The 12321-nt window shown below is 67.7% G+C and carries 8 protein-coding genes; 6 read left to right on the forward strand and 2 right to left on the reverse strand.

From position 1 onward, the window contains the following. The first annotated feature begins 115 nt into the window (after positions 1-115). Positions 116-418: a hypothetical protein gene (locus NJ1_RS37880; RefSeq protein ID WP_084477864.1), complete on the forward strand. Its 303-nt coding sequence runs from the start codon at positions 116-118 to the stop codon at positions 416-418. On the opposite strand, the gene NJ1_RS08265 is transcribed toward NJ1_RS37880, so the two are convergent. Both NJ1_RS08265 and NJ1_RS08270 read right to left on the reverse strand, forming a co-directional pair. Continuing rightward, the gene (locus tag NJ1_RS08265; protein ID WP_067689718.1) at positions 323-2902 is read right to left on the reverse strand and encodes an AMP-binding protein; all 2580 of its coding nucleotides are present in this window, start codon (positions 2900-2902) and stop codon (positions 323-325) included. The two genes, NJ1_RS37880 and NJ1_RS08265, sit on opposite strands and share 96 nt — an antisense overlap. A 68-nt stretch (positions 2903-2970) precedes the next feature. Further along, the gene (locus NJ1_RS08270; protein WP_067689720.1) at positions 2971-3861 is read right to left on the reverse strand and encodes a PAC2 family protein; all 891 of its coding nucleotides are present in this window, start codon (positions 3859-3861) and stop codon (positions 2971-2973) included. Between the two features lie 118 nt (positions 3862-3979). Here NJ1_RS08270 and metH point away from each other — a divergent pair, with 118 nt between their 5' ends. The 5 genes from metH (at position 3980) to NJ1_RS08295 (ending at position 12243) form a co-directional block, all read left to right on the forward strand. After that, entirely contained in the window at positions 3980-7558 is a 3579-nt protein-coding gene (gene metH, locus NJ1_RS08275) for a methionine synthase (RefSeq protein ID WP_067689723.1), read from the forward strand. An 81-nt stretch (positions 7559-7639) separates the two neighbouring features. After that, complete coding sequence (locus NJ1_RS08280; RefSeq protein ID WP_067689726.1) at positions 7640-9346, forward strand: serine/threonine-protein kinase; 1707 nt, start codon at positions 7640-7642, stop codon at positions 9344-9346. Positions 9347-9441: 95 nt separating this feature from the next. After that, positions 9442-10119, forward strand: coding sequence for an HAD family hydrolase (locus tag NJ1_RS08285; protein WP_422615740.1), 678 nt, complete (start codon positions 9442-9444; stop codon positions 10117-10119). Between the two features lie 276 nt (positions 10120-10395). Continuing rightward, the gene (locus tag NJ1_RS08290) at positions 10396-11070 is read left to right on the forward strand and encodes a hypothetical protein (protein ID WP_084477866.1); all 675 of its coding nucleotides are present in this window, start codon (positions 10396-10398) and stop codon (positions 11068-11070) included. Positions 11071-11313: 243 nt separating this feature from the next. After that, positions 11314-12243 (forward strand): endonuclease/exonuclease/phosphatase family protein, encoded by a 930-nt coding sequence (locus NJ1_RS08295; RefSeq protein ID WP_067689869.1) that lies wholly within the window; start codon positions 11314-11316, stop codon positions 12241-12243. Positions 12244-12321: the final 78 nt, after the last annotated feature.

Here is a 12321-nt window from a genome sequence, read left to right on the forward strand (position 1 = left end):
CCGGATAGGGCACGCAGATGTCAGTGGGTTGACATCTGCAATTGCATCTTCAAGAACGTCATGCTGTTTACGGGCACACTTTCAACACAGCGATCCCAATCCAACGGAGGTTCGGGTGGAAGCGTTGATCTATGGTTACGTGCGTGACGATCTCGCGGACGGTCGTAGCGAAGAGCTGGAAACCGCCATGTGCGGCTTGGCTCAGTCGGCCGGTATGTGTTTCGCCGCAACGTTCCATGAATCGACTCCGGGCGACGGCACCGCGTTTGCGGAGCTGACCGCCGAACTCAAGCGTGCCGACGCACACTATGTAGTGGTGCCGTCACTCGATCACCTTGCCGGCCAGACGATTCCGCGAGACATATTGATCGCGAAACTGGCTCACGAGGCGGAAGCCGAGGTCTTGGCCGTGGACTGAACCTCGCGCGAGCGTCATGAGTCGCGCGGCCGCGACCCCGGCCGTCAGCGAGGCCACGAGGGCGATCAGCCGGTGCTCGCCGAACAGCGGATACACCTGCCAGTGCAGCAAATACGCGAAAAGTGAACTGTCGGCCAGTGCCGCCGCCAGGCCGGCCACCGGTGCGAGCACCCGCACCGAGGGCAGCCAGATCAGCAGCAGCAGGCCGCCGATGATGAGTCGCTCGCGATCCGTCTCACCGAAATAGCCTGGCACGGTCAGCAATACGACGCCGCTGAGCACGGTGCGCTGCACGGGTGTCGAGGCTTTCGCGGCGACCCAGCCCAGGGCGAAGAACCAGCACGCCAGGGGAGAGAACGGAATGTCGCGCGGGACATAGAGATCGAAGGACCAGTAGCGGAACACGAGCAGCACCGCGAGTACGCCGAGCGCGAAACCGAAGGGTGCGCGGCGTTCGGCGCGATCCGCTACCGGTAGGCGCAACAGCAGTGCCCCCGCGAGCATGAAATACACCACGACCTCCACGAACCAGAGGTGTCCGGCGGTCGGGCTGTCCCGCGGCCCGAGAATCTTGTTGAGCAGCAACACGTTCTGCCACCCGTAGTAGTCGCTGAAGGCGAGCGTGATCGCCACCCACAGCGCGGTCGGCGCGGCGATGAACGCCGCCGTGCGCAGCGTCTTGTGCAGCCGCTGCGAGGCGGGAGCGGCGGTCACCGAGAAGCGGGCGAAGTTGAACCCGGCCACCGCCAGCAACACGTGGGCCCCGCCCCACAGGACGAAAAGTCCGATATGGGAGCCGAGTACGCCGATGATGCCGAGCGCTCGCAGCAGCGTCGAGGTGTCGAGCGAACGCCCGATGCGTCGACGCCCGCGCGGGAGTGCCTGCAGTTCCGCGACGGTCATGGTCTGCCAGTTGGCGGGCAGCTGTCCGAGCGTGCGATCGAGTTTCACCGACAGCGCCACATAGGTCAGCGAGTCGCCGCCCAGATCGGCGAAGGTGCTGTGCGGCCCCACCTGTGCGGGGGACAGGGCGAGGGCGTCGGCGAAGAGCGTGCGGATATCGGCGCGAGGTGCGCTGTGCGCGCCCGGAAGTCGCCGAATAGCCGGATAGTCCGGTTTGCCGCTGGGCAGTCGCGGAATCTCGTCGACCACGCACACGCGAATCGCGGAGGCGGGCAATCCCGACAATTGCGCCGCGAGCCGGGTCACCGCCGCCCGGTCCCGGCTCTGCACCGCGAGCACCAGCGTCTCGGCGTCATCGGTGCCGCAGGCCGGAAAACCGGCGGCGGCCAACCCGGATTCGATGCGCTGCAGATCGATTCGCAGGCCGAAGATCTTGGCGAACCGCGATCGGCGGCCGATCACCCGATACAACCCGTCCTCGGTCAGACACGCCAGATCCCCGGTGCGCAACGCCGAGAGTTCGGGACCGAGCGCGAGTTCGGCCGGGGATTCGGCGTATCCCATCATCACGTTCGGGCCGTGATAGACGAGTTCGGTGCCGCCCTCCTCGACCGGCTCGAGGGTGAAAGAGCCTCCGGGAATCGGAATTCCGATGCAGTCCGGATGCGTGGCCGCCCACTGCGGCGGCAGATACGCCATCCGCGCGGTGGCCTCGGTCTGGCCGTACATGACGAAGAATTCCCGGCCGTTGCGCGCGGCCAGTTCGGCGTGCCGGCGAACGCGTTCGGGGGCGAGTTTGCCGCCGGCCTGGGTCACATAGCGCAGGTGCGGCAGCGACATTCGCTCGAAGCCGACTCGATCGAGCAGATCGAAGGTATAGGGAACAGCGGCGAAGGATGTCGCGCGATGACATCGGAACTCGTCCCAGAACTCCGATTCCACCACCGAGCGGCTCGTCAGCAGCAGACTCGCGCCGCGCAGCAGATGACTGTGCACGACCGAGAGTCCGTAGCAATAGAACAGCGGGAGCGTGGTGGCGGCGCGATCATCGCCGGTGATATCGAGATAGCGCGCAATGGCTTCGGCGTTCGAGCGCAGATTCGCGTGCGAGAGCCGCACCAGCTTCGGTGATCCGGTCGAACCCGAGGTGCTCAGCAGCAGCGCCAGGTCCGGATGCAGGGTGTGTGCCGCCCCGGTCCGCCGCAGCCGCGGTTCCGGGATCGGCCCGGCACCCGATTCGATGACGATATCGGGGTCGTGCACGCGCAGCATCTCCTCGGTGATCGACGCGCTCAGCAGCACGGCGCATCCAGCCTCGAGCGCGCCGAGATAGGCGACGAGGGAACCGATATCGTTGCGCGCGGCCAGCGCGACGAGCTTGCGCAGCGGTGGTCGTGAATCGGTAGCCGATAAGTCGCCGGAGGTGCCGCAGGTCGAAAACCGTTCGGTGGTCAGACGGTTCGCGTAGTCGGCCACGAGCGCCGCCAGCTGCGCATATGTGAGATGTTCAGCCTCGCCGCCGACTACCGCCGGACGTTCGCCGAATCCACTGAGGTGCGCGACGATCCGTGGCGAGGTCATTCAAAAAAGTGTAGCCAAGGCTAACTCTGAACATCGCAACCCCGCCCCGGTGAATCGCCGGTGAACGCCTACAGGCCGAAGCCGCCGCGCCCGCGTCGCCGCAGGTACTTCTCGAATTCCGCGGCGATGGCATCGCCGTCGATCTTGGCCATGGCCTCCACGTCCACGTCCGCGTCGCCGCGCTCCTCGAGCGAGCGCACGTACTCCGCGATCTCCTCGTCACCCTCGGTCATCTCGTTGACCGTGACTTCCCATTCCTCGGCCTGCTCCGGCAGTCCACCGAGCGGCACCTCGACATCGAGCACGTCCTCGACCCGGTGCAGCAGTGCGATGACCGCCTTGGGGTTCGGCGGCTGGGAGACGTAGTGCGGCACCGCGGCCCAGAAGGAAATGGCCGGCACGCCCGCGCGCACGCAGGCGTCCTGCAGCACGCCGGTGATGCCGGTCGGGCCCTCGTAGCGCGTCTGTTCCAGGTTGAAACGCTCGGCCGCCTGCTTGCTGTAGGCAGTGCCCGTGACCGGAACCGGCCGGGTGTGCGGGGTGTCGGCGAGCAGTGCGCCCAGGATCACCACGGTGGTCACCTCGAGCTGTTCGACGAATTCGAGCAGGTCGTTGCAGAAGCTGCGCCACCGCATGTTCGGTTCGACGCCGCGCAGCAGCACCACATCGCGCTCGCTGCCGGGCGGTGAGCACACCGACAGCATGGTCGAGGGCCAGGCGATCTCGCGGGTCACCCCATCCACCTGACGGACTGTGGGCCGATTCACCTGATAGTCGTAGTAGTCCTCGGAATCGAGTTCTGCCAGCGGTTGCGCGTCCCAGATCAGTTCCAGATGCTCGACCGCTCCACTGGCGGCATCGGCGGCATCGTTCCAGCCTTCGAAGGCGGCCACGAGGATCGGATCTCGCAGCGCGGGCATGTCCGATTCGGGTGTCACCGGGGGTTCACTGGCGTTCACCCGGTCAGCCTACGGTGTGCCGATCGATGACGCGCCAGCGACGCGCAACGCGCGAGACGCGGCCGCGCGCAACGGACCGAAGGCCGGATTGTCCGGGCCTCCTACTACTCTTGAGTACATGTCTGTGTCCCCCCGCGCCGAGTTCGACACCACCCTACTCGACACGCTCAAGCGGCGTGTCGTCATCGGCGACGGTGCGATGGGCACCATGTTGCAGGCCGCGGATTTAACCCTGGACGACTTTCTCGGCCTCGAGGGCTGCAACGAAATCCTCAATGAAACCCGTCCTGACGTGCTGAAATACATTCACCGCGCGTACTTCGAGGCCGGTGCGGACGCGGTCGAGACCAACACCTTCGGCTGCAACCTGCCGAACCTCGCCGATTACGACATTTCGGACAGGATTAGGGATCTCTCCGAGCGTGGCACCCGGCTGGCCCGTGAGGTCGCCGACGAGATGGGCCCCTCCGCCGACGGCACACCCCGCTACGTCCTGGGCTCGATGGGCCCCGGCACCAAACTCCCCACCCTCGGCCACGCGCCCTACGCCTCGCTGCGTGACGCCTACACCGAGGCCGCGCTCGGCATGCTCGACGGCGGCGCGGACGCCATCCTCATCGAGACCTGCCAGGACCTGCTGCAGGTGAAGTCCGCCATCACCGGAAGCCACCGGGCCATGGCCCGCGCGGGCCGCCGGATCCCGATCATCACGCACGTGACGATGGAGACCACCGGCACCATGTTGGTCGGTTCCGAGATCGGCGCGGCCCTGACCGCGCTCGAGAAGCTCGGCATCGACATGATCGGATTGAACTGCGCCACCGGCCCGGACGAGATGAGCGAGCACCTGCGCCATCTGTCCAAGCACGCGCAGCTGCCGGTGTCGGTGATGCCGAACGCCGGTCTGCCGGTGCTCGGGGCCAACGGCGCCGAATATCCGCTCACCCCCGAGGAATTGGCGATCGCCATGCGCCAGTTCGTCTCCGAGTTCGGGCTGGCGCTGGTCGGCGGTTGCTGCGGCACCACCCCGGAGCACATCCGCCAGGTCGCCGAGGCGGTGCGCGAGGTCACTCCGCACGCGCGCGCCCCCAAGCACGAGCCGAGCGTGTCCTCGATCTACTCCTCGGTCCCGTTCGAGCAGGACGCCTCGATCATGATGATCGGCGAGCGCACGAACGCCAACGGCTCCAAGGCATTCCGCGAGGCCATGCTGGCGCAGGACTGGCAGAAGTGCCTGGACATCGCCAAGGACCAGATCCGTGACGGCGCGCACATGCTGGACCTGTGCGTGGACTACGTGGGCCGCGACGGCGCGGTCGACATGAACGAGCTGGCCTCGCGCCTGGCGACGGCCTCCACGCTGCCGATCATGCTCGACTCCACCGAAACCCCGGTGCTGCAGGCCGGTTTGGAGCATCTGGGCGGCCGCTGCGCGGTCAACTCGGTGAACTTCGAGGACGGCGACGGTCCGGAGTCGCGGTATCAGCAGACCATGGCGCTGGTCGCCGAGCACGGTGCGGCCGTGGTGGCGCTGACCATCGACGAGCAGGGTCAGGCCCGCACCGCCGAGCACAAGGTGCAGATCGCCGAGCGGCTCATCGCCGACATCACCGGCACCTGGGGACTCGATGAGAGCGACATCATCATCGACACCCTCACCTTCACCCTGGGCACCGGCCAGGAGGAATCCCGGCGCGACGGCATCGAAACCATCGAGGCCATCCGGTTGCTCAAGCAGAAGCATCCGAATGTGCAGACCACGCTGGGTCTTTCGAACATTTCGTTCGGTTTGAGCCCGGCGACGCGGCAGGTGCTGAACTCGGTGTTCATGCACGAATGCGTCGAGGCCGGTCTGGATTCGGCCATCGTGCACGCCTCCAAGATCCTTCCCATGGCCCGCATTCCCGAAGAACAGCGTCAGGCCGCGCTGGATCTGGTCTATGACCGCCGCAGCGAGGGCTACGACCCGTTGCAGAAGCTGATGGCGCTGTTCGAGGGCGTCTCGATGTCCTCGTCCAAGGCCTCGCGTGCCGAGGAGCTGGCGGCCATGCCGCTGTTCGAACGGCTGGCCCGCCGCATCGTGGACGGCGAGCGCAACGGACTCGAGGCCGACCTCGACGAGGCCATGAAAGAGGTTCCGCCGCTCAAGATCATCAACGAGACGCTGCTCTCGGGCATGAAGACGGTCGGTGAGCTGTTCGGCTCCGGGCAGATGCAGCTGCCGTTCGTGCTGCAGTCCGCGGAGGTCATGAAGACCGCTGTGGCGCACCTGGAACCGCACATGGAGGCCACCGACGACTCCGGCAAGGGCCGCATCGTGCTGGCGACGGTCAAGGGCGACGTGCACGACATCGGCAAGAACCTGGTGGACATCATCCTGTCCAACAACGGATACGAGGTCGTGAACATCGGCATCAAGCAGCCGATCGCGAACATCCTCGACGCCGCCACGGACAAGAAGGCCGACGTGATCGGCATGTCCGGACTGCTGGTCAAGTCGACCGTGGTCATGAAGGAAAACCTGCAGGAGATGAACACCCGCGGTGTCGCCGAGCAGTTCCCGGTGCTCCTGGGCGGCGCGGCGCTGACCCGCGGCTACGTGGAGAACGATCTCACCGAGGTCTACCAGGGCGATGTGCATTACGCGCGTGACGCTTTCGAGGGCCTGCGTCTGATGGACGAGATCATGACCCGCAAGCGTGGCGGCGGCCTGGACCCGGACAGCCCCGAGGCGATCGCCGAGCGCGAGAAGGCCGCCGAGCGCAGGGCCCGGCACGAGCGCTCCAAGCGAATCGCGGAGGAGCGCAAGGCCAAAGAGGTTCCGGTCGTGGTGCCCGAGCGCTCGGACGTGGCAGCGGATCTGCCGGTGCCCGCGCCGCCGTTCTGGGGCACCCGCGTGGTCAAGGGCCTGTCGGTGAACGAGTACTCGGGGCTGCTGGACGAGCGCGCCCTGTTCCTGGGCCAGTGGGGCCTGCGCGGTCAGCGTGGCGGCGAAGGGCCCTCGTACGAGGAGCTGGTGGAGACCGAAGGCCGTCCGCGGCTGCGGTATTGGCTCGATCGGCTGATCGCCGAGGGTGTGCTGCAGCACGCCGCGCTGGTGTACGGCTACTTCCCGGCCGTCTCCGAGGGCGACGATGTGATTGTTCTCACCGAGCCGAAACCCGATGCGCCCGAACGCTATCGGTTCACCTTCCCGCGTCAGCAACGCGATCGGTTCCTGTGCATCTCGGACTTCATCCGCTCGCGGGCGGAGGCGACCGAGCGCGGACAGGTGGACGTGCTGCCCTTCCAACTGGTCACCATGGGGCAGCCCATCGCCGATTTCGCCAACGAGCTGTTCGCGGCGGACAACTACCGCGACTACCTCGAGGTGCACGGCATCGGCGTGCAGCTGACCGAGGCGCTGGCCGAGTTCTGGCACCGCCGAATCCGCGAAGAACTTGTGCTGGAAGGCCATTCCGTCGCCGATCAGGATCCTTCTGATGTGCAGGATTACTTCAAACTCGGCTACCGTGGCGCACGGTACTCGTTCGGCTACGGCGCCTGCCCCGACCTCGAGGATCGCGCGAAACTCGTCGACCTGCTGGAGGCACACCGAATCGGAGTAGAGCTGTCGGAGGAGTTGCAGCTGCATCCCGAGCAGTCGACGGATGCGTTCGTTCTGCTGCATCCTGAGGCGAAGTACTTCAACGCCTAATATTTTCAAGAGGTTTCCGGGCTTTCGCGCAGAGTTGCAGGGTCGGCTCGGCGCGAAAGTCAGCAGGAGGGGTACAACCACATGAGCTCAGACCGGTTGATTGCGGGGCGGTACCGGCTGACGGATCCGATCGGCACCGGTGCGATGGGAGTCGTGTGGCGGGCGACCGACGTACGCCTGCGCAGGACCGTGGCGGTCAAGCAGTTGCTGCTGGGTCCGGGTCTGACCCGGTCCCAGGCGATCGAGGCGAAGATGCGGGCCATGCGCGAGGGGCGCATCGCGGCGCGACTGCATCATCCCAACGCCGTCACCGTGTTCGACGTCGCCGAAGAGGACGGCCAGCCCTGGCTGGTCATGGAATACGTGAACGCGCCCAGTCTGGCGGCGATCATGCGGGAGAAGGGCAACCTCTCACCGACCGAGGTCGCCCGGATCGGGGCCAAGGTGGCCGAGGCGCTGGCCGCGGCGCACAAGGCCGGCATCGTGCACCGAGATGTCAAGCCCGCCAACATTCTCGTGGCCGACGACGGCACGGTGAAGATCACCGACTTCGGCATCTCCCGCGCGATCGGCGACGTGACGGTCACCTCCACCGGCTTCCTGGCCGGGACGCCCGCCTACCTCGCACCCGAGGTGGCGCGCGGTGAGAACCCCGAATCGCCGTCCGACGTATTCGCGCTGGGCTCAACGCTTTACGCGGCCGTCGAGGGCATGCCGCCGTTCGGCGAGGGCGACAACCCGCTGGCCGTGCTGCACTCGGTGGCACGCGCCCAGGTGCCCGAACCCACCCACGCCGCGGCCCTCGGCCCGGTGCTGATGGACCTGCTCGCCGCCGACGCCGGTGACCGGCCCACCATGGAGCAGGCCGCCGAGCGACTACACGCCGTCGCCGAAGGCCGTGCCACCGCGCCCATTCAAGCCACCCGGGTGCTGCCGACGGTGAACGAGACTGCGGCCGTGGCGGCTTCGGACGCGACCACCGTGCTGCCGAACTCGCAGAACGGAACCGGGACCGGCAACGCCACCGACGCCACCGTCCACATCGATATGGCCGAGAAGGCGAACACTCCCGCCGCCGCGCCGCCGCCCAAGAGGCCGATGGTCCCGTTCGCCGCCGAATCCGGTGGGGTGGACGGCAATCGGCGTCAGATGGCCCTGGTGGGCGCGGGGATCGTCGCGGTCCTGGTGATCGCGAGCATCGTGGCCTTCGCCCTCAGCCGCAACAGCGGCGATCAGGGCCCGGTGGCCGGCGGCACGAGCAGCGTCTCGGCCCCGGCCGGGCCGCCCGCGACCGAGACCTCGCAGGACCCGAGCGATCCCGGCCAGGCCGTGCAGCAGCCGCCCCGGACCTCCGAGGGGCAGACCACGCAACCCCCGTCCAGCAGCACCGCGCCGTCGTCCTCGGCTCCGCCTTCGACCACCTCGGGAAAGCCGTCCGCGACCACCACGCCGCCTCCGACGACGACCACCCCGGCGGGCCCGCCCTCGGCGGCATCGGTGGCCTCGTTCATCCAGGGGTACTACGGCATGCTCCCGGGCAACGTGAACGGTGCGTGGTCGATGCTCTCGCCCGGCTATCAGTCCTCCACCGGCGGGTTCAACTCGTTCGCCAGCTTCTGGGGCGGCATCTCCTCGGTGCGTGCGGGCGCGGTCACCTCGACCGGCGAGAACCGTGCCGTGGTGAGCCTCACGTACACGATGAAGAACGGCCAGACCTCCAGCGAGAGCCGCTGGATCCAGGTGGACTCCACCGGCGGACGTCTGCAGATCGCGGCGTCGGGCGTATAGGGCGTCGGGCGTGTAGGGCATCCGGCCTGGGCGGATACGCTGTGAGGCGGTCGGTGGCCGATGGGCCGTGGTGCGGATGAAGGAGTTGTTGGCCGGTGACTCGGTTGGACGCGGTGCTGTGGGATATGGACGGCACGCTGCTCGACTCGGAGAAGTTGTGGGATCTCGCGATTCGCGAACTGGCCGGGGAGCTGGGACGCGAGATGACCGAGGAGATTCGGCACGCGCTGATCGGGGCGTCGGGGCCGAACGCACTGCGAATCCTGTTCGACGGATTGGGCCTCGAGCCGACCCCGGACGCGCTGACCGACGCGGGGGAGTGGATCGAGCGGCGGGTGAGCGATCTGTTCCACGGTCCCGTCCCGTGGCGTCCGGGCGCGCAGGAGGCGCTGGCCGCGGTGCGCGCCGCCGGGATCCCGATGGCGCTGGTCACCAATACGAAGCGGTCGCTGACCGAGTACGGGCTGAACACGCTGGGGCGGGAGAACTTCCACGCCTCCGTGTGCGCCGACGAGGTTCCCGAGGGCAAGCCCGCGCCGGATCTGTATCTGCGCGCGGCGCAGTTGCTCGGGGTGCTGCCGGAACACACTGTGGCCATCGAGGATTCGCCGACGGGCGCGCTGTCGGCCGAGGCCGCGGGTTGTGCGGTGCTGGTGATTCCGTGTGAGATCGCGGTGCCGGAGCGGCCCGGTCGCACCTTCCGTGACAGTCTCGTCGGACTCACCACCACCGAGTTGCAGGGGTTGATTCTGGAGCGCAGCGCGGCTTCCTGATCGGGGACGCGTGTTCGGACATCCGTGTGCCGGACCCGGCGGTGTTCGGGAGCGTCGGCCGGGACGGTCGAGGGCGTGCGTGCTGACCGAGACCCGCCGTGAACGGCGGTGAGCCGATTCGGACGCATTCAGAAGTGTGCCGACCTGCGGACCCGCTCGACACCGGGGTCTGGACCGTGTGCCCGGTAACAGTCTCACGATGCGCCGTGTCGAACCGGCGCGCGGCGTGCGGTCGCCCGTAGTGTCGGGCGGGCCGACGGAAAGGGACTGACCAGGATGTTCGAGCGCGCACTGCAGAAGTCGACCGAACTGGTGCTCCGTGCCGGGACCGGAATCCAGACACCACTGGCCACGAAATATGTCGAACGGCTGGTGCGCAAGCATCCCTCCCGCTCACCCGAGGACATCGCGCAGGGACTGGAATCGCGATACCTGCTCCTGGTCACCGCCAGCGGCACCATCGCGGGGCTCAGCGCCGCGGTCCCCGGCGTGGGAACGCTGGTCGGGCTCGGGGCCAGCGCCCTGGACTCGGTGTTCTTCCTCGAGGCGTCCGCGCTGTACGCCATGTCGGTGGGCACCGTGCACGGCATGGGTTCGCTGCCGATCAAGCAGCGCCGGACCCTGGTGGCCGGTGTCGTGCTCGGCGAGAGCGGCGCGGAACTGCTGGGCAAGGGCGCGAGTCAGTCCGCGAAGGACTGGGCCACCGCGGTCGCGGACAAGCTTCCGGTCGTGCGGTCGATCGACAATGCGATGGCCAAGCGCTTCATCGTGCAGTTCATCGTCAAACGCGGCGTGCTCATGTTCGGTAAGTCCCTGCCCGCGGGCATCGGCGCGGTGATCGGCGCGGTCGGCAACCGGGCACTGGGCAAGTCCGTCATCGCGAACGCACACCGGGCCTTCGGTCCGGCCCCCGCGGCATGGCCGGCGGCGGCGGAGACGGTCAAGATCTAGCGTCTCGTCGCTGCGCCGAGAACGTCTGCGCCACTGGGTCGCAGCGCCCCTGCGTCCCAGACGCGAGCGGATGGTTCGCCGGCGCTCATCCGGGCATGTCGCGTCCGCCGCGGCTGCCGCGCGTGAGAGTCCACCGGATCAGCCACCAGTTGCAGCCGGTTGCGCGTGTACGTCCACCGGATCAGCGATCGATCTGCACAGAACGTACACAATTGAGCCGGAGTGCCCGCCTACGGTGAGGCGATGCGGTGGAAAACGATCTCGGCGTGGTGCGCCGTCGTGCCGGGTGCGGTGTGGACGCTGGTGCGGCTCACGGGGTTCGACACCTGGTATCCGATGGCCCAGTTGATCGCGTTCACCCCGTACGTCGCAGCGCTTTCCGTGCTGCCGGTGGTGGTGACCGTCGCACTCCGGCAGCGCTACGCGGCCCTCGTGGCGGCGGTGATCGCCGGCGCGCTGGCGAGCTGTGTGCTACCCCGCTGGTTCGCCGACAGCGACCCCCTGCACGGCGCGAAAGGTCCTGAGCTGCGCGTCATGTCGGTGAACGTGCGCCTGGGCGGTGGTGACGTGGAGCAGGTCGCGAAACTCGCCGAGCACGCGGATGTCGTTGCGCTCCAAGAGCTCACGCCCGAGTTCGCCGCGAGATTCGCACCGTACTTCCCGTACCACGTGATCGACGCCGCCCCCGGCGCGGGCGGCTCCGGCCTGTTCTCCCGATTTCCCCTGCGCGACACCGGAGTACGCCGAAACCCCTGGGGCTTCACCCAATCCAATGCCGAACTCACCGACTTCGGCGTCCGCATAGAGTCCGTCCACCCCGCCTCCCCCTACAGCCGCGAAGCCACCGCCCCCTGGCGCGAAAGCTATGACCGCCAGCAGCCCGCCACCCCCGACGGCCCTCCCCGAATCCTGCTGGGCGACTTCAACGCCACCCTCGACCACTCGGTGCTGCGCACCCTCCTCGATTCCGGTTACCGCGACGCCGCCTCGGTCCTGGGCAAGGGCCTCACCGGCACCTGGGGTCCCTACGACGGCGACCCCATCCCACCCGTCACCCTCGATCACATCCTGGCGGACCCTCGCATAGGGATCCGCTCCCTCTCCGTCCTGGATGCTCCCGCGACCGACCACCGCCCGCTGCTCGCCACCCTGGTCCTGCCCGCCACCACCTGAGGGCGCCGACGCTCGCCTGCCCTCGGCCGGATGCGACGGGACGGAGTCGTTTCCCATTCGTCCAAGCCGATCGCGGCT

Origin of the sequence: Nocardia jejuensis NBRC 103114 (assembly GCF_001613145.1) — a bacterium.
GTDB classification, from domain to species: Bacteria; Actinomycetota; Actinomycetes; order Mycobacteriales; family Mycobacteriaceae; genus Nocardia; species Nocardia jejuensis.

Coding starts and splice junctions, on each gene's coding strand:
- NJ1_RS08265 (WP_067689718.1), bottom strand. CDS start 2,902: ATGACCTCGCCACGGATCGTCGCGCACCTCAGTGGATTCGGCGAACGT.
- metH (WP_067689723.1), top strand. CDS start 3,980: ATGTCTGTGTCCCCCCGCGCCGAGTTCGACACCACCCTACTCGACACG.
- NJ1_RS08280 (WP_067689726.1), top strand. CDS start 7,640: ATGAGCTCAGACCGGTTGATTGCGGGGCGGTACCGGCTGACGGATCCG.
- NJ1_RS08290 (WP_084477866.1), top strand. CDS start 10,396: ATGTTCGAGCGCGCACTGCAGAAGTCGACCGAACTGGTGCTCCGTGCC.
- NJ1_RS08295 (WP_067689869.1), top strand. CDS start 11,314: ATGCGGTGGAAAACGATCTCGGCGTGGTGCGCCGTCGTGCCGGGTGCG.